Below are 26,357 nucleotides of genomic sequence, written 5' to 3' on the forward strand. Positions count from 1 at the left end.
CCTGTTTCCTTTCACGTGGGGACTTCGGTCTCGCCGACGTTACGGAGGCCCGCGTGAGATGAGCGTGAGAGCGGAAGGCGCACTCGCACGGTCGTTCCCACGTCGGGCACCGACGTCAAGGCCACACGCCCGCCCAGGGAGGTGACGATCTCCCTGACGATCGACAGGCCCAATCCGCTGCCCTCGCCCGCGCGCGAGGGATCCGCTTGCCAGAACCGGTCGAAAGCCCGACGCACCTGCGCGCGCGTCATGCCCTTCCCTGCATCCCGGACCACGACCTCGCCCCACCCGCCGGCAGCGCGAATGCGCACGTCGACATCCGCATCCGAGTACTTCTCCGCGTTGACCAGAAGGTTCAGCAGGACCCGCTCGACGGTCGACGGCAGGCCCGCGACCACCACGCGGCGCTGTTGCGTCACCACGACACGATCAGGAGCCGCAAGAAGTCCTCGCACCCGGTGGAGCGCATCTCCCAGCTCGACGACGGCATCAGCCGTGCGATCATGACCGCCGTCTGCGGCGAGGATCAGATCGTCGGCGATGGACGCCAGCGAGTGCGCGGCCTCCAGCGCGGTCGCACACGCCTCCCGGTACTCGCTCACCGTCCGCGGTCGAGTGAGGATCAGCTCAAGCTGTCCCTGGATGGCGGTCAGGGGTGTGCGCAGTTCATGGGACGCGTCGTCGACGAAGCGTCGTTGCGCAGCCAGTGTCGATGCCACTGGCCGCATCGCGAGACCTGCGAGTAGCCAGCTCGTGAACGGCGCCACCACACACAGTCCGCTGAGAGCGACGATCAGAGCCGTCCGGAGCGTGGCGAAACCCGCCTCAGCCGTCGATGTCCCTCCTCCGTCTGCGACGCCGTCGAAATCGAACGCCGTGATCGCGAAGGCGTACACGCCCCAGGCGAACAGGGCGAAGGTGAGCAGCTGAACGGTGGTGAAGCCGATGGTGAGCCGCCATCGGGCCCTTCTGACGATCATCAGACGTCGCTCGGAACGGAGTAGCCTGCGCCACGGTGCGTGACGATCGGGTCGGGCGCGCCCTGCACCGCGAGCTTGCGACGCAGATACCGGATGTAGGTGGGCACCACGTTGCTGTAGCCCTCGTAGTTGCGGTCCCACGCGTGATCGATGAGCTCGCTGGTCGACACGATCGCGTCGGGGCGCCGCATCAGATACTCCAGGACCGAGAACTCCTTGGGGGTGAGGGGGATCGTGCGCCCGAGCCGTTCCACCGAATGCCGACTGGGGTCGAGGATCAGCGAGCCCACGCGCACCTGCGGGGGAAGCGCCGTGGGGGCGCGTCGCAGGAGCGCGCGGACCCGCGCGAGGAGCTCGTCGACGTGGAACGGCTTGACCAGGTAGTCGTCCGCACCCGCATCGAGGCATTCGACGATCGTCGCTCGAGCGGCGATCGCCGTGAGCATGAGGATCGGCACCTCTGTGGAGAGCGATCGGATGCTGCGGCACAACTCGACCCCGCCCCCGGCCAACCCGGGCAGCCGCACGTCGAGGATCGCCGCATCCACCGGTTCAAGTTCGAACGCGATGAGGCCGGCCGCGCCATCCGACTCGAGGTCGACTGCGTAGCCGGCCTCACGCAGCAGCTGTACGACCGTACGACCGACGCGTTCGTCATCTTCCACGACCAGGATCCTCATCGCCACCTCCGTGTCGATGATCGCGGGTCTCTCTGGACACATCGCGGTCAGCCGGGCCCCGATCTCTGAGAGTCCCTTCAGTGTCGTCGGACCGATCGGCTCCGACGACGACCGCCGCTACTCGACTCCGGCGATCAGCTCCCGCAGCGCGGCGACGTGCGCGCTCAGCGCCTTCCGCCCCTCGGTCGTGAGGGAGATCCAGGTGGTGCGGCGGCTGTCGAGGACAGCCTTGCGGCTCTTCACGTACCTCTCGGCGGCGAGCGCGCTGATGTGCTTGGAGAGCACGGAGTCGCTCACGTCCAGGTGGTCCCGCAGCGTCACGAACTCGATCTCGCTCACGCCGGTGAGCATGGTCGTCAGCTTCAGTCGGATCGGCGACTGCAGCGCCGGGTTCAGCTCGACCATCAGTGGTTGAGGAAGAGGAGGGCGATGCCGCACGCTGCGAGGACGCCGAGGACGAGAAGGAACGCGACGGATTCGCCACGGGCGTGCTCTGCGGGGTCGGCGCGGTACATGCGCACCCACCGCGCCCCGCTGAGCGCGAAGCCGACGCCCCCGGCGAGCGCGCACACCGGCACCAGCCACCAGACTCCGGCGAATCCGGCCCACATCGCTCCGGCCAGCGCCAGGAGGTACGACATGGTCGCCTCGGTGGCCGTGCCTCCGACGACCCTGCTGGCGAAGCCGCCGACGGTCACGCCGTTCACCCGGCGGAAGCGGCGGAGCTGCAGGAGCGCGACGGCGACGTAGAGCAGCGCTCCGGCGATCGTGAACCAGTAGCCCCTGCTCGTCCACACCACGGCGGTCGAGGCGATCTGCACGGCGATCGCCGATCCGAGGGCGAGGAGGAGGAACGGGGGGAGCACGAGGCGGTTCGCCAACGCGGTGCGGGATGCCTCGGCATCCGCCAGCTGTCCGAGGGCCTGTTCCGGCGTCGGGTCGTCGCTTTTGCTTTCCATGTTGGAAAGTATGCTCCGAACTTTCCATATCGTCAAGTAGTGGGCGCCCTCCCCCGCGGAGGGCGCCCGTCCGTCACTTGATCGATCCCCGCGTGACCCCGGAGATCACCCAGCGCTGCGAGAAGATGTACACGATCAGCAACGGGGCCATCGCCATCAGATACGACGCGAACGCCACGGTGTAGTCGGTGTTGTACTGCCCCTGCAGCACGTACTGCGCGAGCGGCAGCGTGCGGGCGCCCGGGTCGGTGAGCACGACGAGCGGCAGGATGAAGTCGTTCCACGCCCACACGCAGGTGAGGATGCCGACCGTGGCGTTCATCGGAGTGAGCAGAGGGAAGATGACCTGCCAGAACACGCGCCAGGTCGACGCGCCGTCCATGCGGGCGGCCTCCTCGAGCTCGATCGGGATCGAGCGGATGTACGCCGAGTAGATGAACACGTTCAGCGACAGCCCGTAGACCGTGTAGAGGATGATGACGCCGACCTGGTTGTCGAGCCCGAACATCGCCGTCTGCTTCACGAGCGGCAGCATGATGATCGGGAACGGGATGAACAGAGCCGCGAGCAGATAGTAGAACACGCCCTTGAAGAAAGGCCGGTGCATGTTGCGGGCCAGCGCATAGGCGACGACCGAGCTCGTGAACATCGTGAAGACGACCGAACCGACCGTGATCAGCGCGGTGTTCAGGAGCGCCTGCGGGAACTGCGTGCGCTCCCAGGCCTCGGCGAAGTTCTCCCAGCGCACCGGGTTCGGCCATTCGAAGCCGGTTCCGCTGACGAGCTGATCGGGCGTCTTCACCGCGACGACCACGGCAAGGTAGAGCGGGATCAGAACGGTCAGAGCGCACACGGCGATGACGGCGGTGGCCCACCAGTTGGTGCGGCGGGTGTCATCCTCCCGATCCGCGCCGCCTCGACGGCGCCTGCCGCCCGTGACGATGGACGTGGTGGACGTGGTGGGGGCTGCGACAGACATCATGCATCCACCTCTCGGCGCTGAAGGACTCGGAACTGCAGGAGGGAGACGATCGTGATCACGATGAAGAAGACCACCGCGTTGGCCGTCTGGTAGGCGAACTCGCCACCGCCGTAGCCGCCCTTGAAGATGAGCATCGTCACGGACTCGGTGGAGGTGCCGGGGCCGCCGTTGGTGAGGGCGACGATCGGGTCGAACACCTGCAGGTAGCCCTTGAGGCTCAGCACCACGTTGATGGTGAAGAAGGCGCTGATCAGGGGGAACGTGATCGCCCAGAACTGCCGCCAGCTCGAGGCGCCGTCGAGCGACGCCGCCTCGTAGAGCTCCGACGGGATCGTCTGCAGACCGGACAGGTAGATGATGATCGTGAACGCGCAGCCCTGCCAGACCGCGAGGGAGACGATCGCCAGCCAGGCCCAGTCGGGGTTCGACAGGATGTTGTCGGCGATCAGCGGGATGCCGGGGAAGAGCTTCGGCAGCGAGTTCGTGAACAGGTACTGGAAGACGTAGCCGATCACCAGCATCGCGAGCACGTAGGGCACGAAGTAGACGCCGCGGAAGAAGTCGCGCGCTTCGATCTTCGCGTTGAGCCCCATCGCGATCGCGAGCGAGATCGCGTTCGTGAGGATGGTCGCGACGATCGCGAACAGGAAGGAGAACCCGTACGCGCCCCAGACCCGGTCGTCCTTGAACAGGTTGAGGTAGTTCGAGATCCCGACGAAGTTCCAGTCGCCGTAGCCCGCGTAGTTCGTGAAGCTGAAGAACACGCCCACGAGCATGGGGACGGTGTGGAACAGAGCGAAGGCGATGACGGCCGGCCAGACCATCCAGTAGTAGGCCGAGAGAGCACGCGGCGACGAGGAGCGGATGCGGTCGGCCCGCCCGCTGCGGGAGCCGCCGGATGCCGACGACCTGACCGCTTCGGTGAGTGTGCTCATGATCGGTCCTCCGTCACGGGGATGGTGCGGGCGGCGATCTTGCGCCACTCGTTGTCGAGGGTGGCGAGCGCGGCTCCCGCGTCGCCGGTGAAGATCGACTCCTGCACGAACTCCGCGAGCGGGATGCCCGGCGGGATCTGGTGATCGAGGAAGCCGGTGATGCGCCCGTCGTCGAAGAACGGCTTGACCGACTGCAGCGCGAGATCATCGCTGAGCTCGGCGCCCTCGACCGAGGGGATCATGTTCTGCGAGGCCGCGAACTCCTCGATGACGTCGGGGCGGAACATGAACTCGATGAACCGCAGCGCCTCCTCGCGATGCGGGCTGTTGCGGCCCATCGTCACCGTCACGTCGACGCCCGAGACGATGACGCGGTCCTTCTCGGCATCCGTCGGGTACGGGAAGATCGCCGCGTTGATGTCGGGGTTCACCTGTTTGATGCCGTTGACGGCCCAGATGCCCTGGAGCAGCATCGCGGCCTCGCCTCGAGCGAAGGCGGCGTTGCCCTCGTCGTAGGTCGCGCCCCGGTAGCCCTCCTGCGCGTAGCCGTACAGCTGCAGCTCGCGGTCGAGCGGCTCGGCGAAGTCCTGCTCGAACGAGGCCTTCGAGTCGGGACCGACGTTCTCGCCCTCCGCGCGCATCTCGTCGAAGAAGCCGTCCTGCACCGCGTACGCGCCGAGGCCGTTGAACGAGGGGACAGAGGTCCACGAGTCGGCGAGGGTGGCGTAGATCGGCTGGATGCCGGCATCCTTCAGCTTCTCGCAGGCGGCGATGAGCTCGTCCCACGTCTCGGGCACCTCGATGCCCTGCTCGGCGAAGATGTCGGCGTTGTAGATGATGCCGTTGGCGTTGTTGACGTAGCCGAGGCTGTTCACCTCGCCGTCCTTGTTTCCGAGGTCGGCGAGGATGTCCTGCACCGCAGGGTTGATCGTGTCGAGAACGGGCTCGTCGGAGAAGTCGTAGAAGACCCCTGCCTGTGCGAGACGGCCGAAGTTGCCGTTGCCGTTCAGGGTGATGACGTCGGGCGCCTTGTCCTTCACGAGCAGCGTGCGGATGATGGTGTCGGCATCCGCCACCTGGTTCTGCACGACGCGGATGTCGGGGTTCTCGGCCTCGAACTTCTCGATGATCCTGTCGAAGTCCTCGCGGGCCTCGCCCTTGAACTGGAAGAAGTTGAGCGTGGTGACGCCGGGGTCGGCTCCGGAGGAGCACCCTCCCAGCGTTCCGGCGAGCGCGACGACGACGACGGCCGCCGTCGCTCCGCGGAGCGGATGGATCGATCTCATATCTGCGCCTCCTTGCGCGAGGGATCGGCGATGCCGATCAGGATCAGTGCTGTGCGGTGAGCTCCACGAGGGTCGCTCGCCCGGGATGCTGCACGGGGGGACGGATGCCGGTCGTCGCCAGTTGTCGGCCGGTGAGGATGACGCCGTCCTGGATCCAGCGGAGCGGGGACTGCCCTGCATCCTCATGGGCGCCACCGGGCGTCAGGACGCGGAGACGGTACTCGCGCTCCGGGTCGAGTCCGGGGAACCGGACCCGCCCTGCGGGATAGGCGACCGAGGTCGCGGCCTGCGTGATCGTGAAGACGGCGTCGGCACGATCGGCCGAGACCATGCCGCGCACGTCGATGCCCGGCTCCACGCCGTCGACGTTCACGACGCGACCGGTCGCGACGAGAGGACGCAGCGTCTTGGCGAGCGCCACCCAGGCGCGGATGCGCGCGAGGTCGGCCTCGGAGTCTCCGCTGATGTCCCGCTCGATGCCGAAGTGCCCGAACAGGGCGATCGCGGCGCTCAGGTCGAGGTCCGTCGCCCTGCCCGTCGAGTGGACGACGGCGCTGGTGAGGTGCGCGCCCATGAGCTCGGGCGGCACGACCAGGCCGGTGTAGCGCTGGATGTCGAGCCTTTCGAGGGGATCGATGCAGTCGCTCGTCCAGATGCGATCGGTGCGATCCAGGATGCCGAGGTCGACCCGGGCGCCGCCCGATGCGCAGCTCTCGATCTCGAGTCCCGGATGCTGCGCCTTGAGCTCGTCGAGAAGACGGTAGACGGCGAGGGTATGCGCGTGCACGTGGGAGCCGCCGCCGGGGCCGGAGCCCGCGTCGACGAGATCGCGGTTGTGGTCCCACTTCAGGTAGGCGATCGGATACTCGTCGAGCAGCGCGTGCAGGCGCGACGCGATGTGCGCATACGCGTCGGGGTGCGCGAGGTCGAGCACCTGCTGCTGCCGGGCGGCGGGCGGCAGATCGAGTCGAGAGCGCAGGATCCAGTCGGGATGCTCACGGGCGAGCTCGCTGTCGGGGTTCACCATCTCTGGCTCGACCCACAGCCCGAACTCCATGCCGCGCGAGCGCACGCGGTCGACGAGCGGGTGCAGCCCCTGCGGCCACACATCCGTGTCCACCTGCCAGTCGCCGAGTCCGGCGGTGTCGTCGCGACGACCGAGGAACCAGCCGTCGTCGAGCACGAACCGCTCGACGCCCGCATCGGCCGCGGCATCCGCGAGTGCGGTGAGCCGATCGAGGTCGTGATCGAAGTACACGGCCTCCCAGGTGTTGAGGGTGATGGGGCGGGGCCGATGCGGATGCTGCGGGCGCGCGCGGAGCTCGTCGTGGAACCGCGCCGAGAGCTCGTCGAGGCCGTCGCCCCAGGAGCCGATCACCCAGGGAGTGGTCACGGTCTCACCGGAGTCGAGGATGATCTCGCCGGGGCCGTACAGCTCTCCACCCGCGAGGAAGGCCTCCCCGGCGATCGTCCGCTCGGCCAGGACGGTGTGGCTGCCGCTCCAGGCGACGTGGATGCCGTGCACCCGCCCCGACTCGAACCCGAACCCGGGGCGGCCGGCGCAGAGCAGCAGCGTGGCATCGGCGCCCGGGCGTCCTCGGCGGCTCTCCCGCACCGAGGTGCCGACGGTGAAGGCACGGCGCTGCGGCGAGCGCTCACGCAGATGACGACCCGTGGTGTCGAGGATCTCGGTCGCGTCCCACGGAACGGGGAAGGACGGCGCGAGGCGTTGCACCGTGTACGCGCCCGTTCCGCTGTTGCGGAGCGTGATGCGCTGTCGGAGGAGACCCGCGATGCCGAGTTCGAGCTCGACGGTGGCGGCGAGACGCGACTCCTCGTCGACGAGCGAGATGCGGGCGCGCTCGGCGGTGGCGTCGACTCCGGCCAGGTGCCAGCGGACGCTGATGCCGTGGCCTGCCCTGTGCCCTTCGAGCCCCGGCGTGCCGAGCCAGCCGTGCGCGGGCGTCGGCAGGATGCTGAGGACGGGGGTGACGTCGAGTCCACCCGAGACGCGCTGGGGCGCCGCGGCCAGTGCGAGGCCGCCGAGGGCCTGCGTCGAGAGGTGTCCGAGGTCTTCGCCCCAGTGCACGATGGCGGGCGGCGTCGACATCTCGACGACCACGCTGGTGCCGCCTCTGCGGAGGTGCAGAACCTCCGGGGAGAGCCCCTCGTCGATGGCGGAAGCTTCGCTGCTCACATCGCTGGAATGCATGAATTAGTTTTAGCATGAAAATAATCCAGACGTCAACGGCGTGATCTCGCCGGTCCGTCGCGTCTTTATATGCCAAGATGAAATCAATGGAGGTGTCATGAGCACGGAGGCCACCGTCGCGCGCACGGTCCTCATCCACGGCCCGATCTCCCGTTCAGCCCTGGCCGTGCGGATGCGGATGTCTCCGGCGAGCCTGACCCGCCTCACGAAGCCGTTCGTCGACCGCGGCATCCTCGTCGAGCTCGACGACGTGGTCGACGGCGTCGGCCGCCCCTCTCGCCCTCTCGACGTCTCGCCCGCCGTCGGCACCTTCCTGGGAGTGAAGCTCACGGGCGGCGACGCGCACTGCGTGCTCACCGACGTCCGGGCGCAGCTGCTCGGCGAGGTGGTGCTGCCGCTGCGGTCGCACGCGCCCTCCGACGTGGTCGACACCATCGTCGATGCCATGACGCGGCTCGTCGGCGACAGCGACGCCCCCGTCGGCGTCGGCATCAGCGTCGGCGGGATCACCGACGGCAGCACCGTGGTCTGGGGGCCGTTCCTCGACTGGGAGGACGTTCCTCTCGGCGAGCTCGTCACCGCGGCCACCGGCCTGCCAACGCGCATCGAGAACGATCTGATCGCCCTGACCGAGGCCGAGCGCTGGTTCGGCGTCGTCCGCGGGCTCGACGGCTTCGCGGTGATCACGATCGGCGCCGGCGTCGGGTACGAGGTCGTCTCCGGCGGCGAGGTCGTGCGCAACGCGGACTCGGGGATCAGCCTCGCCGCTCACGTGCCGCTCGAACCACACGGCCCCCTGTGCTCCGAGGGGCACAGGGGCTGCGCGCAGGCGATGCTCGGCTCAGCATCCATCGCCGCACAGGCGACGACCGCTCTCCAGCGACCGGTGGGCTACGACGAGGTCCTCGCTCTCGCCGCCGGCGGCGACCCCGCGGCCGCGGCCATCGTCGACGCCAGCGCCCGAGCGCTCGGGCGCCTCGTCGCCCTGGCCGCCAATCTCACGACCCACGCGGACATCGTTCTCGCCGGCGAGGGCATGGGGCTGTTCGCCGTGGCCGAGGGTGCCGTGCGCGCCGAGATCGCCGCTGGTCGTGACCTGCGGGCCTCTCCGGTGCGGCTGCACGTGGACGACAGCGGCTTCACCGCGTGGGCGCGCGGAGCGGCAGCCGTCGCCGTGCAGGCGGCGTTCGAGCGGTTGTAGGACGCGGATCAGTCGGCGGAGGGGCCGCCGCCCTGACGCCGCAGCGCAGGGATCCCGCCGTACATCACTCCGCGCGGATGCCGGTCCACAGCAGGTCGCGCGCGTCGGCGACCAGCTCGGCGGCCGGTACGCCGTCGAGGAGCCCCCCGGAGGCGAGAGTCGCGATGCCGTGGAACGTCGCGAAAGCCGTGAGCGCGATGCGATGGGGATCTCCCGCGCGGATGATCCCGCTCTCCTGCGCCGCGATCACGACCCGCACGGTGACCTCCATCGACGCCTGACCAGCCGCGATGAGCTCTGCGCGCGCGTCGGGCGCGTGCTTCATCCCGAACATCAGGCCGAGCAGGATCGGCTGCTCGAGGGCGAAGTCGACGTAGGTCGCGGTGAGAGCGTCGAACCGGCCCCGCACACTCTCCCCCGTCGTCGCCTCCACGCCGGCGGCGTCGTCCAGCACCGCCGCGAGTCGGGTGAACCCGTCTTCGGCGAGGGCGTCGAGCAGTGCCTGCTTGTCACGGAAGTGCCGGCTGGGAGCCGCATGGCTGACCCCGGCCTCACGGGCGAGCTGCCGCAGCGACAGGGCCTCGACGCCGTCGCTCTCGATGCTCGACCTGGCGGCCTCGAGGAGCGTGCGGCGGAGATCGCCGTGGTGATAGGGCTGCGGGGGCACCCGTCGATCCTATCTCGATGTAGGCATTGACAACAAGAGAGAGCGCGTGCACAATGATGTCACTGCCTACATTGTCGACACGACCGAAGGACTGCACCATGACACTCGATCTCCGCGGTGGAACCACCCTCATCACCGGCGCCAGCGCCGGCCTCGGGGTCGAGTTCGCCCGCCGATTCGCCTCCCGCGGCTCGAACCTCGTCCTCGTGGCCCGCCGCGTCGACCGCCTCGAGGCCCTCGCCGCCGAGCTGCGCGCCTCCGCCGGAGTCGCGGTCGAGGTCGTCGCCGCCGACCTCGGCATCGCCGGAGCGGCAGCCGCCCTGCACGGGGAGCTCGACCGCCGCGGCATCCGCGTCACCTCGCTGGTCAACAACGCCGGCTTCGGCACCCACGGCGCCTTCGACACGGTCGACCCCGAGCGGATGACGAGCGAGATCCAGCTCAATGTGGGCACGCTGGTCGAGCTCTCCCGCCTCTTCATGCCCCAGCTGCTCCGGGGCCGGGGCGCCCTCGTCACGGTCGCGAGCACCGCGGCGTACCAGCCGACGCCGGGCATGGCCGTGTACGGCGCGACCAAGGCCTTCGTGCTGAGCTTCACCGAAGCGCTCTGGGCCGAAGCGCGGGGCACCGGACTGCGCGTCCTCGCGGTGAGCCCCGGAGCGACGAAGACCGAGTTCTTCGACGTGGTCGGCACCGACGCCGCCTCCGTCGGCCGGCAGCAGACCCCCGAGCAGGTGATCGACACCGCGTTCCGCGAGCTCGATCGCAGCAACGGCCGACCCAGCGTGATCTCCGGCCGCGTCAACCACCTCATGGCTCTCGGCATCCGTCTGCTGTCCCGGCGTGCCGCCGCACTGACGAGCGCACGCGTGCTGCACGACGTCAGGATGCCGGGCTGACCGCAGCCACAGGCACGGATCCGCAGGCGAGCACACCCCGCAGGCGATGAGCGCGAGCACAGGGATGCCGCGGCAGCGAGAGCAACCTCTGCCGCGGCATCCGTGTTCTCTCCGCGGTCAGCGGAGAACCGTCTCCCCGATGAAGCCGCCCTCCGCGCATCCGGGCGGGATCGCGAACACCGCGGACCCGATGGGCGTGGTCCACTCGTTGAGCAGGTCGAGCTCGGCGAGCCGCCGCTGCATGGGGGTGAACTGCCGCTCGACGTCGGCCTGGAACGAGACGAAGACGAGCCCCGACTCCGAGATGCCGCCGCCCGACGGCCTCTCGTCGTAGTTGTACGCACGCCGGAAGATCTTCTCCCCGTCGTCGCCGCGGGCGCGGCGGATGTGCGCGAACTGCGGGATCACGGGGAATCCGATCGTGGTCTTCGCCTCGAAGTCGGGTTCGTCGTGCTCCGCGGTTCCGGTGAGCGGGGCGCCGTTCCCCAGCGTCCGTCCGACGGAGGCCTCACGGCCCCCGCGGTCGAGGCGGTCCCACTTGTCGAGGTCCATGCGGATGCGGCGGATGACGAGGCCGGTGCCCCCGGCCAGCCAGCCGTCGTCCGCCCACACGACCCGGTCGAACTCCGCCGTCCCCGGCTCGGGGTTCGCCGTGCCGTCGACCTGGCCGAAGAGGTTGCGCATCGTGGTGCCCGGTCGCTCGGTGCCGTACGCGCGGCGGAACCCGGTCTGGGTCCACCGCAGCGCAGCGAACGAACGCGAGTCCTTCAACAGCATCCGTGCGGCGTGGGCGACCGTGAGCGGATCGTCTCCGGCGACCTGGAGCAGCAGGTCGCCGTCGGAGAACTCCGGCTGCAGCGCGTCGATCCCGAACGCGGGGAGCGGCGCGAGCCAGGTCGGGGCCGGGCCCCCGGCCCGCGCGACCAGCCGCGGGCCGAAGCCGAACGTCACGGTCAGACGGGCGGGGCTGGCGGCGAGCTCCGGCTCCGAGTCCGCGAGCGCCGGGGCGCCCTGGGTGAGCCGGGCCGCGTCGTCGGTGAGTATCCGCATCAGCCTGGACACCCCCTCGCGGTCCGTGGTGTCGTGCAGGTCGAGGGCGAGGAACATGCCGTGGGCCTGCGCGGGCGTGTCGATGCCCGCCTGGTGGATGCCGTGGAACGGGACCTTCTCGTCGCCGTTCATCGGCGCGGACGGCGTGACGGCCGGAGCCGCCTTCTGATTCAGGGCGATGTCGATGCCGACCGCCGCAGCGGCGCCCACACCGGCGACAGCCCCTCCGAGGAGGAACTGCCGCCGGGTGGAGCCGGTGCGGCCGGCACGAGCGCCCTCAGCGGGCGCGCGCATCAGTGGTTCATGCTGCCGTCGTCGTCGCCGCCCTCGTAGTTCTCGTTCGCGCCGGTGTAGTCCTTCACGGGTGCGGTGAACTCGTAGGTCGACTTGTCGGAGAAGGTGAGGGTGAACGTCACCTCGTCGCCCGCCTTGAGCGGCGCCGAGAGGCCCATGAGCATGATGTGGTTCGCGCCGGGCTCGAGCGTCAGCGTGCCGCCGGCGGGGATGACGAAGCCGCCGTCCTTCTCGCGCATCACCATCTCCCCCGACTCGTTCTCGACGGTCTCGTGCAGTTCGACCATGCCCGAGGCCTCGGTCTTCGCCGAGACGACGGTCACGTCCTTCTCGCCGCTGTTGGAGAGCTCGCCGAAGGCCGCCGACATCCCCTCGTCGGCGGACTTGACCCAGGCGTCCTCGATCGTGACCGAGTCCCCGGCGAGCGCCGTCGACGACTCCGCCGAGGGCGCGGTCGAGGCGCAGCCGGTGAGAGCGAGGAGCGCCGTGGCGATGAGGGCGGTGAGACGGACGGTGGACTTCTGTGCGGTGTTCATGGAATGGCCTTTCACGGTTGCGTGTCCGCAGAGTCGCCGGATTCCGGCGCTGCGGCCGCCGCCCGGGGGCGACGGAGGAATCTGTAGAGGAGGAAGGCGGCAGCGGCGATGGCCGCTCCGCCGGCGCCGACGAGCAGCGTCCGCTGCATCCCGTCGGCCTCGTCGGCCGTCTGCGCCGCGTCATCCGCTGGTGCGTCGGTGGTCGCGGCATCCGTCTTCGCTGTCGCCATCGGAGACCCGTCCCCGACGGTGAACGGCACGACGCCGGAGATCGGATGCCCGTCCTCCGAGACGACCTGCCACCGCACCTGGTAGCCCGCGTCGGGCATGCCCTCTGCGACGGCGGCCGTGACGGTGTTCCCGTTCACGACCGGGTCGCCGGACACCCAGTTCTTCCCCTCGGCGTCGACGAGGAGCACGACGGCTCCCGTCGTCGAGTCGCCGAGCATCAGCAGCTCTCCGGAGAACGTCAGCGTGACGGACTCCGGAGGGGCGGCGAGACGCTCGTCGGTTCCGGGGGTGCTCTGGATGAGCTGGTCGTGGGCGGATGCGGGCAGGGCGGTCGCGAGGATCACGACGGCCGCCGCCAGTGCACCCGCCGCGAATCTGCGGACAGGGGACATGGATGACAGACCTCTCGACGGGCGTCGGGAGTCGACGCCGCGGACGCGGATCGCGTGCCCGGCGGGCCGGTGCGCACGCGACAGTGCCGCCGTCACGGGCCCGAGAGGGCGGACGGCGCGGATCAGACGGCGGTGGGAGCCGGCGGGGCGCGTCCGTGGAGAGGTGAGCGGAGGGCGAGGTCGCGGAGCGCCTCGGGTTCGTCGGATGCCGGAGCGGCGAGCGGGCTCAGGGGCGCGGGCGCGGCGACGAGCGCGTCGACACGACGGCGCAACCAGCGGATGCTGAGCTCCGCCAGATCGCGCAGGCCCAGCAGGAGCCGTTCGCCCCGGTGCAGTGCGAGGATCGTGACGACCGCGGCGATCGCGTGACCGAACCACATGAGTCCGTCGGCGGCGACGGCGGCGGAGAGTCCGTCGGTGGGCGAGAGCTGCAGCGGAGCGCCGTGGACGTGGCCGCCGACCGCGCCGGTCGGCGTGATCGTGCCCAGCACGAACAGGACGTGGAACAGGAGCTGGCTGATCGCGACCGAGAGGCTCAGCCGCACGACCGAGAGCCGGCGCCCCGCGAGGAGCACGCACACCATGAGCGACAGCAGCCAGGGCACGAGGATTCCGAGGGGTCCCGGCATCGTTCCGCCGCCGGTCAGGTGACCGGCGAGAGCGGCGAAGATCGCCAGCGACGATGCGGCGAAGCCGCGCAGAACCGCCGGCTTCCTGGACTCGTGCACGGGTCCATTGTGTCAGGAAGCCGAGACGCCTGTCCGGACGGGGCCGGTCGGCGCATACCTCACGCATAGACGCCGCACAGCATCCGCTCTCGATTTGAGACCTGCGGATTCTTCGCTTATGGTTACAACTTGATAACGGACGCGTCCGTCTCCCGAGGAGCTTCACCATCACTTCGCGATCACCCGAAACCGCGCTGTCTTCCACGCCTGTCACCGAGGTGTCTTCTGCAGACCCCGTCGTCCCGACGGGCATGCTGCGACGAGACCGACGCAGGGCCCAGGCGACGCCGGATGCCGCAGCCGTCGTGACGGAGCAGACCCCGATCGTCGAGCAGGCCGCCGCCGTCGTGACGCTGGCCGCGACCATCGCCGCCGAGTCCGCAGAGCCGCAGGAGACTCCCGCTCCCGCCGAGCAGGACGTCATCTCCGCTCCGGCGGATGCTGTCGATGAGGCCCCGGCCGTGGATTCTCCCTCGGTCGACGAGACGGCGGCCGACGCTGCTCCCTCGGTCGACGAGGCGCCGGCAGATGAGGTCGCCGCAGACGACGAGGCCCCCTCGGCCGAGGAGGACGCCTCCTCCTCCCCCGCTTCCGACGCCGCCGAGCCGGCCGCCGCCCGCAGCCCCCGCGGCCGCAAGGCTCGTCCGCGCCGCGTGCGTGCGACGGCATCCGCTTCGCGCCCGGCATCCGCAGCTCCCGTGGCCGCGCGCACGGAGCGCAGCTCGTCTCGACGCCGGATCGGCCGGATGACCACGGCCGCACTGGCCGTCGCCACCCTGGTGTGCGGCGTCGCGCTGCCTGCCGTGGGCATGGCGCAGTCGGGCACCGCCTCCGCAGCCTCGTCGGTGATGGCCGACATCCGCGCCGAGGCCCAGACCTACACGGCCAGCGCCGACGTCATGCCCGACGTCGTGGTGAGCGGCGACTTCTCCGCGACCACCCCGGACGAGATCGAGAAGATCCGCGTCGCCAGCGCCGCCTCCGCGAAGAGCGGCATCGTCCCGATCGCGCAGCCCGGCCAGGTCATCATCCCCATGGCGGCCGGCTCGTACACGATGACCGACGGCTTCGGCGCGAGCCGCCCCGGTCGCAGCCACATGGGCCAGGACTACGCCGCCCCCGTCGGAACCCCGATCTACGCGGCCGCCGACGGCGTCGTCACGATGTCGCAGGACAGCTACGGCGGCTACGGCGTGACCGTGCAGGTGCAGCACGAGTTCGGCGGCAGCTCCGCCGTATCGACCCTCTACGGGCACATGGACTACGGCACCAGGGCGGTCCAGTCCGGCGACCGCGTCGTGGCCGGCCAGTTCCTGGGCCGAGTCGGCACCACCGGCTACACCATCGGCTCGTGCCTGCACTTCGAGGTGCACATCAACGGCACCCCGATCAACCCCGTCCCCTGGCTCGACGCGAACGTCCGGTAAGCACCCGGCTGCGGCTCTGTCGCGGCTCTCGAGAACCCCTCGCACAGCGGGGATCGCACGGCCTAGAGTCGTCGCATGGGCCTCCTGACCTTCAGTCTCAACATCACCCTGGACGGCTGCGTCGACCATCGGGAGGGCATCGCCGACGACGAGACGCATGCCTACTTCACACACCTCATGGACGAGGGCGGCGCCATGCTCTGGGGTCGAACGACCTACGAGATGATGGAGAGCTACTGGCCGGCGGTCGCCCGCGGCGAGGAGGATGCTCCTGCGGCGCTGCGCGAGTGGGCGATCAAGCTGGACGCCAAGCCGAAGTACGTCGTGTCGTCGACGCGCAGCGACTTCCCCTGGGCCAACAGCCACCACCTCACGGGCGACCTGCGCACCGCCGTGCAGGAGCTCAAGGATGCGACCCCCGACGGAGTGCTCCTCGGCAGCGGTGCGCTCGCGACGCAGCTCGACCGGCTGGACCTGATCGACGAGTACGTGTTCCTGCTGCATCCCATGATCGCGGGGCACGGCCCCACGCTGTTCCAGGACGGGCTGCCTCAGACTCGACGGCTCGAGCTGATCTCGGCGCAGCCGCTCAGCAACGGCTCCGTCGCGATGCGCTATCGACGGAGCGAGTGAGGCCCGACCCCTCAGCGAGGAATCACGACGCAAGTGAGCAGCAGTCCATTGCTCCGCGTCCACCGCCCGGCGATCTCCGAGACGCTCCGGCCCTGCAACCGCCACGGATCCCGCAGCAGGCGCGCCAGGAAGACTCCGGAAGACGGATCGATCTCGACGCTCACCTCCTCGAAGCCGAGCCACTCGTCGGTGATCGGCGACCAGGCCTTGTAGACGGACTCCTTGGCGCTGAAGAGCAGCCGGTCCCAGTGCACGTCCGACGGGGCCGAGGGCAGTCGCCTGAGCGCGTCCTGCTCGTCTGGAGAGGACACCAGATCGGTCACGTCCTCCGGAAGCGGCGCGTCCGGCTCGGCGTCGATGCCCAGAGTGAGGATGTCCGTCGTCCGGGCGACGGCGGCCGCGCGATACCCCTCGCAGTGCGTGATGCTGCCGACGAATCCCTCCGGCCACACGGGGCGTCGCCCCACGCGGCCGATCGGCGCATCCGGCACCCCGAACTCCCCCAGCGCGCGGCGTGCGCACTCGCGCCCGGCGAAGAACTCCGACCGACGGCCCGGCACGGCATCCGCGACGAGCAGCTCCTCCTCCGCGAATCGCGCGAGGACCGTCTCATCCCCGCTCTCCGCGCACGCCACCCCGTCGGGAAGGATCGCGGCCATCGTCGGGGTCATCGGAGCCTCACGACCGAGCGGGTCCGATTCGTCGTGCGGCATAGCTCCCTTGATAGCAGATGCCCTGCCCGGCCCCGACGCGCCCGGGCTACAACGCGAAGAGCCCCGATCGTTTTCGATCGAGGCTCTTCATCTCGCGTGCGCGAGGGGGGACTTGAACCCCCACGTCCATACGGACACTGGCACCTGAAGCCAGCGCGTCTACCATTCCGCCACTCGCGCGAGTCGTCTCATTCCGAAGAATTCAACTCCGCAAGGCTATCACGGCATCCACCCCGCGAAGAAACCGGCCCGACCGAGCCCGTCCGCACCATCCGACCGAGCCCGTCCGCACCATCCGACCGAGCCCGTCCGCACCATCCGTCCCGGTCCGTTCTGTCGGCGCAGATCACGGATGCCTGCGGAAACAAGCCGGTGCGCGCCGACATCCGTGCATCGGCGCCGACGAAGCGAGCCTGGCTCCGCAGCACACCGCCGCACCACACCGCCGCACCACCCGCGCACCGCACACCACACCGCGGCCACACCCGCGCACCGTACACCGCCGCCGCACCCGCAAACCCCCGCAACATCCCTGCGAATCCGCCATACAACGGCGTTCACTCAGCACACCTGGCTACGATGTCCCTACCGGTCGGCATGCCAGAGGAGCCCAGTGGGACTACTTGACAGCTTTGAGAAGGGTCTCGAGCGCGCTGTGAACAGCGCCTTCGCGAAGACCTTCCGCAGCGGCATCCAGCCCGTGGAGATCGCCTCCGCCCTGCGGCGCGAGGCCGACACCAACGCGGCTGTGGTGAGCCGCGACCGCATCATCGCGCCCAACAGCTATGTGGCACGGCTCAGCCCCGACGATGCGGAGCGGATGCTCGGTCTCGGCGGCGCCCTGACCGATGAACTGCACGCGCTGCTCACGGCGCACGCGAAGTCGCAGGGCTACAGCTTCGCCGGCCCGCTCGCGATCACGCTGGAGGCCGACGAGAAGGTCGCGACCGGCACGGTCCGCGTCGATTCGGGCACGGTCGAGGGCCGCGTCAGCTGGCAGGCCGTCGTCGACGTCGACGGGCGCCGCCACTCGATCACCCGCGCGCGCACCGTGATCGGACGCGGAACGGATGCCGACATCACCATCGCCGACGCCGGATCCAGTCGCAAGCACGTGGAGATCCTGTGGGACGGCGAGCGCGCCATGATGCGCGACCTCGGCTCGACCAACGGCACGAAGGTCAACGGCACGAAGGTCCGCGAGGCCGCGCTCCCGACCGACACGACGATCACGATCGGACGCACCGACCTCGTCTTCCGCATCATCCCCGTCGCCGCCCCGTCCCGCCCCGCGCGGCCGCGCGACGACGACGCCACCCGCGCGTTCGGGGCACTCGGATGAGCGCCCGCATCCCGGCGGGAGGGACGATCTGATGGCAGAGCTCCCTCTCCTCCTCCTGCGCCTGGGGTTCCTCCTCCTCCTGTGGTTCTTCGTGTTCGCCGTGGTCTACTCGCTGCGTGCCGATCTCTTCGGCGTGAAGGTGCGCAAGCTCCCCGCCGAGCAGGCCGCAGCCGCGGCATCCGCTGCTCCGGCGCCCGCACCCGCGGCGAAGCCGGCATCCGCGAAGCCCTCGACCGGCCCCGCGACGATCGCCACGGCCAAGCGCCTCGTGATCACGTCGGGTCCCAAGACCGGGCTCGAGCTCCCGCTGAACGGGGAGAGCCTGTCGATCGGCCGCTCCAGCGAGTCGTCTCTCGTGATCCGCGACGACTACACCTCGAGCCACCACGCGCGCCTCCTGCTGCGCGGAGACAACTGGGCGATCCAGGACCTCGACTCCACCAACGGCACCTTCGTCGGCGGCACACGCGTGACCGGCTCCTCGGTGCCGCTGTCGCTCGGCACCCCCGTCAAGGTGGGCGCCACGACCTTCGAGCTGCGGGCCTGACGCGCGTATGGTCTTCGAGGGCTCGAGCGCCGCGATCTCCCACACCGGGAAGGTCCGCTCCAACAACCAGGACTCCGGATACTCCGGAGCCAACCTGTTCGTCGTCGCCGACGGCATGGGCGGACACGCGGGCGGCGACGTCGCCTCCAGCATCGCCATCCAGCGCATGGAGCCCCTCGACCAGGCGTACGCCTCGACCGACGACGCGCAGGCGTCGCTGCAGGCCGCGGCCACGACGGCCGCCGGCGACCTGATCCGCGCCGCGAAGGACCGCCCTGAGCTCGCCGGACTCGGCACCACGCTCAGCGCGATCATCATGGTCGACGACTACGCCGTCATCGGCCACATCGGCGACTCGCGCATCTATCTCTTCCGCGACGACGCGCTGACGCAGATCACGGCCGATCACACCTTCGTGCAGCGGCTCGTCGACTCGGGCCGCATCACGCCGGAAGAGGCCCGCTACCACCCGCGGCGCTCGGTGCTCATGCGCGTGCTCAGCGACATGGACGCCGACCCCGAGCTCGACATGTTCGTCATGCACACCCTGCCGGGCGACCGCTGGCTGCTGTGCTCCGACGGGCTCTCCGGCGTCGTCGACGAGACCCACATCCTCAAGGCGATGCGCCTCGGCATGGCTCCGGGCCGCACGGCCGACAGCCTCCTCAAGCAGGCGCTCGACGGCGGCGCCCCCGACAACGTCACGATGGTGCTCGTCGACGTGGGCGGACAGCACGCGATCTCGTCTGGCACGCCGACCATCGTCGGATCGGCCTCCAATCCGTCGAACATCGCGATCCCGGCCGCCCGGTCCGCGCTCAGCAACTGGCTGCACCCGGTGCGCCAGGCGGCGAACGAGCCGAGCCACTTCGAACCGGCCCCCGAGTACCTCGAGGAGCTGATCCAGGAAGACCGTCGGCGCGCACGTCGCCGCCGGTTCGGCTGGATCGCCGGGATGCTGCTGGTGCTCGTCATGCTGGGCATCGCCGCTTTCGCCGCCTACAGCTGGACCCAGACGCGCTACTTCATCGGCGCCGACGAGGACAGCGTCGTGATCTTCCAGGGCGTGCAGCAGAACATCGGGCCGATCACGCTGTCGACGCCGGTGCGCGACACCGACATCCTGCTCGCCGACCTGCCCGAGTACCAGCGCGCATCGGTGGAGCGTACGATCAACGCCCGCTCCCTGTCGGATGCCGACGCCATCGTCGCGCGCCTCCAGGCGGGAGCCGACGCGAACGCGATCCAGCAGACGCCCCTGCCCACTCCGATGCCCACTCCGACGGAGGGCGCAGGATGAGCGTCGACGTCGCCGCTGATACCAGCGTCATCAAGGCGCTGCGCGGGATCCGGATGCCGCAGACGCAGCGCAACCGGGAGTTCTGGCTGCTGCTGTTCGCCATCGTCATCAGCGGCGCGTCGCTGACCCTCGTGCAGCTCGGCGCCCTCGGCACGGTCGACCCGATGATCCTCGCGATCGGCGGCGGGCTCGCCGTGCTCGCGTTCGCCCTGCACTTCGTGCTGCGCGCCGTGGCCCGCGACGCCGATCCGTTCGTGCTCCCGATCGCCACGCTGCTGACCGGACTCGGCATCGCGATGATCTACCGGATCGACATCGCCAAGGCCTACACGGGCTGGGGCGCGTTCTCCACGAAGCAGCTCGCGTGGGCGGCGATCTCCCTCGCGGGGGCGATCGCCACCGTCATCCTGCTCCGCAATTACCGCGTGCTCTTCCGGTACACGTACATCTTCGGCCTGACCGGCATCGTGCTGCTGCTGCTGCCGTTCGTGCCCGGCCTGCGCATCCCCGACGCGAACGCGGCGGTGTGGGTGTCGCTGGGCGGCAACTTCGCCTTCCAGCCGGGAGAGCTCGCCAAGATCTGCCTCGCGATCTTCTTCGCCGGCTACCTCGTGCGCACGCGGGAGAGCCTGACCTCGGTCGGCACGCGCGTCCTCGGCATCACCTGGCCCCGCATGCGCGAACTCGGACCGGTGCTCGTGGTGTGGGTGATCTCGCTCGGCATCATCGTGTTCCAGCGCGACCTCGGCACCGGAACCCTCATCTTCGGCATGTTCGTCGCGATGCTCTACGTCGCCACAGGGAAGACCAGCTGGGTGCTGATCGGCCTCGGCCTGGTGCTCGCCGGAGCCGTCGTCGCCACCCAGGTGCTCAGCTACGTGCACGGCCGGTTCATCAACTGGCTGTTCCTGTTCGATCCGAGCCAGGTGAACCCCGAGAAGGAGGGGTACCAGCCGATGCAGGGGCTGTTCGGCCTCGCCCACGGCGGACTCATCGGCACCGGCTGGGGTCAGGGCCGCCCCGAGGTGACCCCGCTCGCGCACAGCGACTACATCATCACCAGCCTCGGCGAGGAGATCGGCCTGATCGGGCTGTTCGCGATCCTCTGCCTCTACATGGTGTTCGTGAGCCGCGGCATCCGCATCGGCCTCGCCGGTCAGGACGACTTCGGCAAGCTGCTCGCCACCGGGCTGTCGTTCACGATCGCGCTGCAGGTGTTCATCATGGTCGGCGGCGTGACCCGCGTCATCCCGCTCACCGGACTCACCACCCCGTTCCTCGCCGCCGGCGGCTCCTCGCTGGTCGCGAACTGGCTGATCGTCGCGCTGCTGCTGCGGATCTCGGATGCCGTGCGCTCCCAGCCGAGGACGGTGATCGGATGACCAAGGAACTCCGCCGCCTCAGCATCGTCATGCTGTTCATGTTCATCTCGCTGTTCGCCGCGACCAGTTGGATCCAGGTCATCGACGCCGACGCGCTCTCCCAGAACGGCAACAACAAGCGCACGCGTCTGGACAGCTACGAGATCCAGCGCGGTTCGATCATCGTCGACGGGGTCGCCATCGCGTCGTCCGTGCCGAGCGACGACATGTACCAGTTCCAGCGCGTGTACACGGATGCCGCCATGTGGGAGCCCGTGACCGGCTACTTCAGCGCACCGCTGGACTCCCGCACCGGCATCGAGAAGGCCCTCAACACCGACCTCTCCGGCACGGGCTCGAACGCGTTCTTCTCGGAGATCGAGCGGATCGTCAGCGGTCAGCCGCAGACCGGCTACAGCGTGGAGCTCTCGCTGAACACGGCAGCGCAGCGCGCCGCCTATGAGGGACTGCAGGGACTCAAGGGCGCCGTCGTCGCCATCGAGCCCAAGAGCGGACGCATCCTCGCGATGGTGTCGACGCCCGGCTTCGACACGAACCTCCTCGCCACGCACGACGCGGATGCCGCGAACGCCGCGTTCGCACAGCTCGAGCAGGACCCGTCGAAGCCCCTGTCGAACCGCGCGATCGCAGGAGACCTCAACCCTCCGGGGTCGACGTTCAAGATCGTCGTGGCCGCGGCGGCCTTCGCGAGCGGCGACTGGACGCCGGAATCGACGCTGCCGAACCCCGCGCGCTATCAGCTGCCCGGCTCCGACAACACGGTCTCGAACGCGTGGGGCGGCACGTGCGGCGGTGACGGCCCGACGGTGACGATCGCGGAGGCCGTGCGCCTCAGCTGCAACATCCCGATGGCGGAGCTCGCCGTCGCCCTCGGCGACGACAAGATCCGCGAGATGGCCGAGAAGTTCGGCTTCAACCAGAGCTTCGACACCCCGCTCACCTCCACCCCGTCCAGCTACCCCCGGGGGCTCAACGACCCGCAGACCGCGCTCAGCGGTTTCGGTCAGGGTCAGGTCACCGCCACGCCGTTGCAGATCGCCATGGTGGCGGCTGGGCTCGCGAACGACGGAGTGGTCATGAACCCCCACATGGTGGATGCCGTGATCGGAAACGACCTGTCGGTCATCCGGTCGTACGACGACAGCGAGTTCGGCAGAGCAGTCGACGCGAGCGTGGCCGATCAGGTCACCGCCGCCATGGTGGCGAGCGTCGCTACGGGAGCGGCGCAGGGTGCAAGAATAGACGGGATCGACGTGGCCGGTAAGACCGGTACCGCAGAGAACGGAAACAAGCCGCACACGTTGTGGTTCACCGGCTTCGCGCCGGCGGACGACCCCGCGGTGGCAGTTGCGGTCGTCGTCGAAGACGGCGGCGGAAAAGGTCAGTCCGGAAGCGGTGACACCATCGCCGCTCCGATTGCGAAGAAGGTCATAGAGGCGGTGCTGGGCAGATGAGACCGACGCAGGGTGTGTCGTTCGGTGGTCGCTACGAGCTGCAGTCGCGTATTGCGATCGGCGGCATGGGCGAGGTGTGGGAGGCGACGGATCACGTCATCGGACGCACCGTCGCGATCAAGATCCTCAAGGACGAGTACATGGGGGACCCCGGGTTCCTCGAGCGGTTCCGCGCGGAGGCGCGCCACGCTGCTCTCGTCAACCACGAGGGCATCGCGAGCGTCTTCGACTACGGCGAGGAGAACGGCAGCGCCTACCTCGTCATGGAGCTCGTGCCCGGCGAGGCTCTGTCGACCATCCTCGAACGCGACGGCGCGCTGAGCGCCGACAAGACGCTCGACATCGTCGCGCAGACGGCATCCGCTCTGCAGGCCGCGCACGCGGCCGGCCTCGTGCACCGCGACATCAAGCCGGGAAACCTGCTGATCACGCCCGACGGCCGTGTCAAGATCACCGACTTCGGCATCGCGCGCATCGCCGACCAGGTGCCGCTCACCGCCACGGGTCAGGTCATGGGCACCGTGCAGTACCTCTCTCCGGAGCAGGCCTCCGGTCACCCGGCGTCTCCGGCGACCGACACGTACTCGCTCGGCATCGTCGCGTACGAGTGCCTCGCGGGCAAGCGTCCGTTCACGGGCGAGTCGCAGGTCGCGATCGCGATGGCGCAGATCAACGAGCAGCCCCCGCCGCTGCCGCCGACCGTGCCGATCCCCGTGCAGAACCTCGTCATGGCGATGATCGCGAAGAAGCCGGCGGATCGCCCGTCGTCCTCCGCGACCGTCGCCCGTGCCGCACAGGCGCTGCGACGGGGCGACCTGAACTCGGCCGCGATCGCCGTTCCCGCCATCGCGAACGGCGGCATCGCCGACGACGCGACCCGGATGCTGACGGCATCCGGAGACGACGGCGCGACGCGCATCCTGCCCACCACGGCGACCCTGCCCACCGGCGACGACGTCGCCGAGGAGGAGGAGGGGAAGAAGAAGCGCAGCCCCTGGACCTGGCCGCTGATCGCGCTCATCGCGCTGCTCGTCATCGTCCTCGGCGGTGGACTCTGGGCGCTGTTCGGCCCGAAGGGCGGCGGAGACGCCGACCCGTCGAAGACGCCGTCCACCTCGGCGAGCCAGACGCCGAAGCCCACGAAGTCCGAGACGCCGGAGCCTACGAAGGCCCCGGTCGACGTCGCCTCTCTGGGTCTGGTCGGACTGAGCTGCGACGAAGCGATCCGGATCGCCACAGAGGCCGGACTCGTCCCGTCGTGCGACGTGGGGACGACGCCCGCTCCGACCCCCGAACAGGTCGGCACTGTCGAGCGTGTCAGCCCGACAGGTCTGCTCGAGCCCGGATCCGCGATCAGCATGACCTCCTTCGCAGGCCAGACGCCGATCGGCCAGCCCAAGAACGCTCCGACGTTCTCGGCCGCGACGACGATCATCGAGGGCGGCACTGCCACGCTGAACTGGACGAACTTCACGTGCCCGTCCGGCACCCCGAACCTGTCGTCCTACGAGGTCACCCTCACGAACGGCACGTTCACGGGCGGCAAGACGACGAGCAGCTTCGACCAGAACACGCGCAGCACCACGTTCACGGTCGACACCGGCAAGGCCGGTCAGGTCGTGACCGCGACGTATCGCGCGTTCTGCGGAGACCGTCCCTCCGACGTCTCGCCGCAGGGCCAGTCCACCGTGATCCTGCCCGCGGCTGAGACCGGCGGCAGCGATTCAGCAGGTTGACGGCTAGCGCATCGTAGGCTGAGAGCAGTTTCATCAGGTCGTATCAGGGGGTCAGTACGTGTCCACAGAGCCACGTGTTCTCGCGGGTCGGTACCGCGTCGACGAGCTCATCGGGCACGGCGGCATGGCCAAGGTGTACCGCGGCTATGACCTGACGCTCGGTCGCGACGTCGCGATCAAGATCCTCGACCCCGAGCTGGCACGCGACACAGCGTTCCGCACGCGGTTCCGGCTCGAAGCCCAGGCCGCATCGCGCATGTCGCACCCGTCGATCGTGCGCGTGTACGACGCCGGAGACGAGACCGAGGGCGACGGCTCGCTCGTCGTGCCGTACATCGTCATGGAGCTCATCAGCGGCACGCTGCTGAAGGACATCATCTCCGCAGGCCCTGTGCCCGCGGACGACGCGGTGCGCTATGCCGACGGCATCCTCGAGGCCCTGGACTACTCGCACCGTGCCGGTGTCGTGCACCGCGACATCAAGCCGGGCAACGTCATGGTCACCGACAAGGGCCAGGTCAAGGTCATGGACTTCGGCATCGCGAGGGCCGTGTCCGACTCCTCGTCGACCGTCGCCGAGACCACGCAGATCATCGGCACCGCCGCCTACTTCTCGCCGGAGCAGGCCAAGGGCGAGCCCGTCGACGCCCGTGCCGACCTGTACTCGACCGGCGTCGTGCTCTACGAGCTGCTCACCGGACGTCAGCCGTTCCGCGGTGAGTCCCCCGTGGCCGTCGCCTATCAGCACGTCAGCGAGACCCCCGTGCCGCCGACCGAGGTGAACGAGGACTCCCCCGGCGCCCTCGACCCGATCGTGCTCCGCGCCCTCGCGAAGGACCCGTATCAGCGCTACCCGGATGCCGCGCACTTCCGTGCCGCGCTCGACGCCGCCGTCGCGGGCCGTGCCCCGAGCCGCAAGGAGCTCGGCGCACTCACCAGCGAGCTGTACGGACCGAGTCCGAAGCAGGCGCAGGAGACCGCGCGGTCGCTCCGCCAGCTCAGCACCGACACCACGATGGCCCGCACGCAGTCCGGACCGCCGGTCGCGTGGATCTGGGCAGGGGTCGCGCTGCTCGCCGTGCTCCTGGCATCCATCCTGTTCTGGGTGATCACGATCAGCCGTACCGACGACGCACCTGTGACGGCGCGCACCGTGCCGAACCTCATCGACGTGGCCTCGGAGCGCGCTCAGGATGCGCTGAGCGATCTCGATCTGACAGCCAAGGTCGTGCTCGAATCGAGTTCCGAGATCGCCGAGGGCAACGTCATCCGCACCGATCCCAAGGCGGGGGTGGCCGTCGCCGAGGGCGACGAGATCACGCTCTACGTCTCTTCCGGCAAGGAGACGGTCGTCGTGCCGACCCTGAAGGGCCTGTCACTCTCGGCCGCGAAAGACGCCCTGTCCGCCGCCGGCCTGCAACTCGGCACGGTGATCCAGCGCAACGACAAGAGCCTCGCCGCCGACACGGTGATGGAGGCCAGCGAGAAGGCCGAGTCCGAGGTGGCGCCCAAGACCGTCGTGAACCTCGTGGTCGCGAGCGGTCGGGTCACGCTCACCGATGTCACCGGCTGGACCCTGGATGCCGCGAAGACGCAGCTCGAACAGATCGGACTGACCCCGACGGGCGTCGAGCTCTCCGACTGCCCCGCGACGGATCCGCCGACGGTCGTCTCGATGTCCTCCGCGCCCGGTGACGTGGCCGTCGGCTCGCCGATCGAACTGCGCTACTGCACGGGCTCCGCGGGCTGATCGCGCTGCTGTGACCGGTCGCTGAGCGAGCACACCAGCAG

At 69.4% G+C, this 26,357-nt stretch carries 25 protein-coding genes and 1 tRNA gene; 11 read left to right on the forward strand and 15 right to left on the reverse strand.

Annotated elements, in window-relative coordinates; genetic code table 11:
• Positions 1-11: 11 nt before the first annotated feature.
• The 8 genes from LC438_RS00090 to LC438_RS00125 form a co-directional block, all read right to left on the reverse strand.
• Entirely contained in the window at positions 12-980 is a 969-nt protein-coding gene (locus tag LC438_RS00090; protein WP_223585441.1) for a HAMP domain-containing sensor histidine kinase, read from the reverse strand.
• Positions 980-1,645, reverse strand: coding sequence for a response regulator transcription factor (locus LC438_RS00095; RefSeq protein WP_258132507.1), 666 nt, complete (start codon positions 1,643-1,645; stop codon positions 980-982). The genes LC438_RS00090 and LC438_RS00095 overlap by 1 nt, the downstream gene beginning before the upstream one ends.
• A gap of 132 nt (positions 1,646-1,777) precedes the next feature.
• Positions 1,778-2,065: a transcriptional regulator gene (locus LC438_RS00100; protein WP_105673443.1), complete on the reverse strand. Its 288-nt coding sequence runs from the start codon at positions 2,063-2,065 to the stop codon at positions 1,778-1,780.
• Positions 2,065-2,619 (reverse strand): hypothetical protein, encoded by a 555-nt coding sequence (locus LC438_RS00105; protein ID WP_105673442.1) that lies wholly within the window; start codon positions 2,617-2,619, stop codon positions 2,065-2,067. The genes LC438_RS00100 and LC438_RS00105 overlap by 1 nt, the downstream gene beginning before the upstream one ends.
• A gap of 73 nt (positions 2,620-2,692) precedes the next feature.
• The gene (locus LC438_RS00110; protein WP_223585442.1) at positions 2,693-3,601 is read right to left on the reverse strand and encodes a carbohydrate ABC transporter permease; all 909 of its coding nucleotides are present in this window, start codon (positions 3,599-3,601) and stop codon (positions 2,693-2,695) included.
• Positions 3,598-4,536 carry a carbohydrate ABC transporter permease gene (locus tag LC438_RS00115; RefSeq protein WP_223585443.1) on the reverse strand — a complete coding sequence of 313 codons (939 nt, stop codon included), beginning with the start codon at positions 4,534-4,536 and terminating at the stop codon, positions 3,598-3,600. The genes LC438_RS00110 and LC438_RS00115 overlap by 4 nt, the downstream gene beginning before the upstream one ends.
• On the reverse strand, positions 4,533-5,822 hold the full coding sequence (locus tag LC438_RS00120; protein ID WP_105673439.1) for an ABC transporter substrate-binding protein: 1,290 nt from the start codon (positions 5,820-5,822) through the stop codon (positions 4,533-4,535). Before LC438_RS00120 ends, LC438_RS00115 begins: the two co-directional genes overlap by 4 nt.
• Positions 5,823-5,865: 43 nt before the next feature.
• Positions 5,866-8,034, reverse strand: a complete 2,169-nt coding sequence (locus tag LC438_RS00125; protein WP_105673438.1) for an alpha-galactosidase — start codon at positions 8,032-8,034, stop codon at positions 5,866-5,868.
• Between the two features lie 97 nt (positions 8,035-8,131).
• Here LC438_RS00125 and LC438_RS00130 point away from each other — a divergent pair, with 97 nt between their 5' ends.
• A complete protein-coding gene (locus tag LC438_RS00130; protein ID WP_223585444.1) occupies positions 8,132-9,235 on the forward strand; it encodes an ROK family transcriptional regulator in 1,104 nt (367 codons plus the stop codon).
• Positions 9,236-9,299: 64 nt separating this feature from the next.
• Here the strand turns inward: LC438_RS00130 and LC438_RS18700 are convergent, their stop codons facing one another.
• Positions 9,300-9,902: a TetR/AcrR family transcriptional regulator gene (locus LC438_RS18700; protein ID WP_223585445.1), complete on the reverse strand. Its 603-nt coding sequence runs from the start codon at positions 9,900-9,902 to the stop codon at positions 9,300-9,302.
• A 98-nt stretch (positions 9,903-10,000) separates the two neighbouring features.
• Between LC438_RS18700 and LC438_RS00140 the strand changes: the two genes are divergently transcribed.
• The gene (locus LC438_RS00140; RefSeq protein WP_223585446.1) at positions 10,001-10,801 is read left to right on the forward strand and encodes an SDR family oxidoreductase; all 801 of its coding nucleotides are present in this window, start codon (positions 10,001-10,003) and stop codon (positions 10,799-10,801) included.
• 117 nt (positions 10,802-10,918) lie between these two features.
• On the opposite strand, the gene LC438_RS00145 is transcribed toward LC438_RS00140, so the two are convergent.
• The 4 genes from LC438_RS00145 to LC438_RS00160 all read right to left on the reverse strand — a co-directional run bounded on the left by LC438_RS00145 (position 10,919) and on the right by LC438_RS00160 (position 14,032).
• Entirely contained in the window at positions 10,919-12,145 is a 1,227-nt protein-coding gene (locus LC438_RS00145) for a Dyp-type peroxidase (protein WP_223585447.1), read from the reverse strand.
• On the reverse strand, positions 12,145-12,681 hold the full coding sequence (locus LC438_RS00150) for a copper chaperone PCu(A)C (protein WP_105673433.1): 537 nt from the start codon (positions 12,679-12,681) through the stop codon (positions 12,145-12,147). The genes LC438_RS00145 and LC438_RS00150 overlap by 1 nt, the downstream gene beginning before the upstream one ends.
• An 11-nt stretch (positions 12,682-12,692) precedes the next feature.
• Positions 12,693-13,304, reverse strand: coding sequence for a copper resistance CopC family protein (locus LC438_RS00155; protein WP_105673432.1), 612 nt, complete (start codon positions 13,302-13,304; stop codon positions 12,693-12,695).
• A 122-nt stretch (positions 13,305-13,426) separates the two neighbouring features.
• A complete protein-coding gene (locus LC438_RS00160) occupies positions 13,427-14,032 on the reverse strand; it encodes a hypothetical protein (RefSeq protein WP_223585448.1) in 606 nt (201 codons plus the stop codon).
• Positions 14,033-14,250: 218 nt separating this feature from the next.
• On the opposite strand from LC438_RS00160, the gene LC438_RS18705 reads away from it, so the two are divergent.
• Both LC438_RS18705 and LC438_RS00170 read left to right on the forward strand, forming a co-directional pair.
• Positions 14,251-15,459, forward strand: coding sequence for a M23 family metallopeptidase (locus LC438_RS18705; RefSeq protein WP_223585449.1), 1,209 nt, complete (start codon positions 14,251-14,253; stop codon positions 15,457-15,459).
• A 75-nt stretch (positions 15,460-15,534) separates the two neighbouring features.
• Complete coding sequence (locus tag LC438_RS00170; RefSeq protein ID WP_105673430.1) at positions 15,535-16,092, forward strand: dihydrofolate reductase family protein; 558 nt, start codon at positions 15,535-15,537, stop codon at positions 16,090-16,092.
• An 11-nt stretch (positions 16,093-16,103) separates the two neighbouring features.
• Here LC438_RS00170 and LC438_RS00175 read toward each other — a convergent pair whose 3' ends face one another.
• Positions 16,104-16,805, reverse strand: a complete 702-nt coding sequence (locus tag LC438_RS00175) for a 4'-phosphopantetheinyl transferase (protein WP_223585450.1) — start codon at positions 16,803-16,805, stop codon at positions 16,104-16,106.
• A gap of 97 nt (positions 16,806-16,902) precedes the next feature.
• Positions 16,903-16,985: transfer RNA gene (locus LC438_RS00180), tRNA-Leu, on the reverse strand.
• Positions 16,986-17,418: 433 nt separating this feature from the next.
• Here LC438_RS00180 and LC438_RS00185 point away from each other — a divergent pair.
• The 7 genes from LC438_RS00185 to pknB are packed head-to-tail and all read left to right on the forward strand — an operon-like array spanning position 17,419 to position 26,316.
• A complete protein-coding gene (locus tag LC438_RS00185; RefSeq protein WP_223585451.1) occupies positions 17,419-18,147 on the forward strand; it encodes a DUF3662 and FHA domain-containing protein in 729 nt (242 codons plus the stop codon).
• A gap of 31 nt (positions 18,148-18,178) precedes the next feature.
• Complete coding sequence (locus LC438_RS00190) at positions 18,179-18,694, forward strand: FHA domain-containing protein (RefSeq protein ID WP_105673428.1); 516 nt, start codon at positions 18,179-18,181, stop codon at positions 18,692-18,694.
• A gap of 7 nt (positions 18,695-18,701) precedes the next feature.
• Entirely contained in the window at positions 18,702-19,994 is a 1,293-nt protein-coding gene (locus LC438_RS00195) for a PP2C family serine/threonine-protein phosphatase (protein WP_105673427.1), read from the forward strand.
• Positions 19,991-21,376, forward strand: a complete 1,386-nt coding sequence (locus tag LC438_RS00200) for an FtsW/RodA/SpoVE family cell cycle protein (protein WP_105673426.1) — start codon at positions 19,991-19,993, stop codon at positions 21,374-21,376. Before LC438_RS00195 ends, LC438_RS00200 begins: the two co-directional genes overlap by 4 nt.
• On the forward strand, positions 21,373-22,830 hold the full coding sequence (locus LC438_RS00205) for a penicillin-binding protein 2 (RefSeq protein WP_105673425.1): 1,458 nt from the start codon (positions 21,373-21,375) through the stop codon (positions 22,828-22,830). The genes LC438_RS00200 and LC438_RS00205 overlap by 4 nt, the downstream gene beginning before the upstream one ends.
• Positions 22,827-24,566: a protein kinase gene (locus LC438_RS00210; protein WP_105673424.1), complete on the forward strand. Its 1,740-nt coding sequence runs from the start codon at positions 22,827-22,829 to the stop codon at positions 24,564-24,566. Before LC438_RS00205 ends, LC438_RS00210 begins: the two co-directional genes overlap by 4 nt.
• A gap of 58 nt (positions 24,567-24,624) precedes the next feature.
• Positions 24,625-26,316, forward strand: a complete 1,692-nt coding sequence (gene pknB, locus LC438_RS00215) for a Stk1 family PASTA domain-containing Ser/Thr kinase (RefSeq protein ID WP_223585452.1) — start codon at positions 24,625-24,627, stop codon at positions 26,314-26,316.
• Positions 26,317-26,357 lie beyond the last annotated feature (41 nt).

The sequence above is a fragment of the Microbacterium sp. OVT16B genome, from assembly GCF_019969705.1.
GTDB classification, from domain to species: domain Bacteria; phylum Actinomycetota; class Actinomycetes; order Actinomycetales; family Microbacteriaceae; genus Microbacterium; species Microbacterium natoriense.

Excerpts from the sequence above, each read along its gene's own strand:
- LC438_RS00090 (WP_223585441.1), bottom strand. The coding sequence starts at position 980 with ATGATCGTCAGAAGGGCCCGATGGCGGCTCACCATCGGCTTCACCACC.
- LC438_RS00100 (WP_105673443.1), bottom strand. The coding sequence starts at position 2,065 with ATGGTCGAGCTGAACCCGGCGCTGCAGTCGCCGATCCGACTGAAGCTG.
- LC438_RS00105 (WP_105673442.1), bottom strand. The coding sequence starts at position 2,619 with ATGGAAAGCAAAAGCGACGACCCGACGCCGGAACAGGCCCTCGGACAG.
- LC438_RS00110 (WP_223585442.1), bottom strand. The coding sequence starts at position 3,601 with ATGATGTCTGTCGCAGCCCCCACCACGTCCACCACGTCCATCGTCACG.
- LC438_RS00115 (WP_223585443.1), bottom strand. The coding sequence starts at position 4,536 with ATGAGCACACTCACCGAAGCGGTCAGGTCGTCGGCATCCGGCGGCTCC.
- LC438_RS00120 (WP_105673439.1), bottom strand. The coding sequence starts at position 5,822 with ATGAGATCGATCCATCCGCTCCGCGGAGCGACGGCGGCCGTCGTCGTC.
- LC438_RS00125 (WP_105673438.1), bottom strand. The coding sequence starts at position 8,034 with ATGCATTCCAGCGATGTGAGCAGCGAAGCTTCCGCCATCGACGAGGGG.
- LC438_RS00130 (WP_223585444.1), top strand. The coding sequence starts at position 8,132 with ATGAGCACGGAGGCCACCGTCGCGCGCACGGTCCTCATCCACGGCCCG.
- LC438_RS00140 (WP_223585446.1), top strand. The coding sequence starts at position 10,001 with ATGACACTCGATCTCCGCGGTGGAACCACCCTCATCACCGGCGCCAGC.
- LC438_RS00145 (WP_223585447.1), bottom strand. The coding sequence starts at position 12,145 with ATGCGCGCGCCCGCTGAGGGCGCTCGTGCCGGCCGCACCGGCTCCACC.
- LC438_RS00150 (WP_105673433.1), bottom strand. The coding sequence starts at position 12,681 with ATGAACACCGCACAGAAGTCCACCGTCCGTCTCACCGCCCTCATCGCC.
- LC438_RS00155 (WP_105673432.1), bottom strand. The coding sequence starts at position 13,304 with ATGTCCCCTGTCCGCAGATTCGCGGCGGGTGCACTGGCGGCGGCCGTC.
- LC438_RS00170 (WP_105673430.1), top strand. The coding sequence starts at position 15,535 with ATGGGCCTCCTGACCTTCAGTCTCAACATCACCCTGGACGGCTGCGTC.
- LC438_RS00175 (WP_223585450.1), bottom strand. The coding sequence starts at position 16,805 with ATGCCGCACGACGAATCGGACCCGCTCGGTCGTGAGGCTCCGATGACC.
- LC438_RS00190 (WP_105673428.1), top strand. The coding sequence starts at position 18,179 with ATGGCAGAGCTCCCTCTCCTCCTCCTGCGCCTGGGGTTCCTCCTCCTC.
- LC438_RS00195 (WP_105673427.1), top strand. The coding sequence starts at position 18,702 with ATGGTCTTCGAGGGCTCGAGCGCCGCGATCTCCCACACCGGGAAGGTC.
- LC438_RS00200 (WP_105673426.1), top strand. The coding sequence starts at position 19,991 with ATGAGCGTCGACGTCGCCGCTGATACCAGCGTCATCAAGGCGCTGCGC.
- LC438_RS00205 (WP_105673425.1), top strand. The coding sequence starts at position 21,373 with ATGACCAAGGAACTCCGCCGCCTCAGCATCGTCATGCTGTTCATGTTC.
- LC438_RS00210 (WP_105673424.1), top strand. The coding sequence starts at position 22,827 with ATGAGACCGACGCAGGGTGTGTCGTTCGGTGGTCGCTACGAGCTGCAG.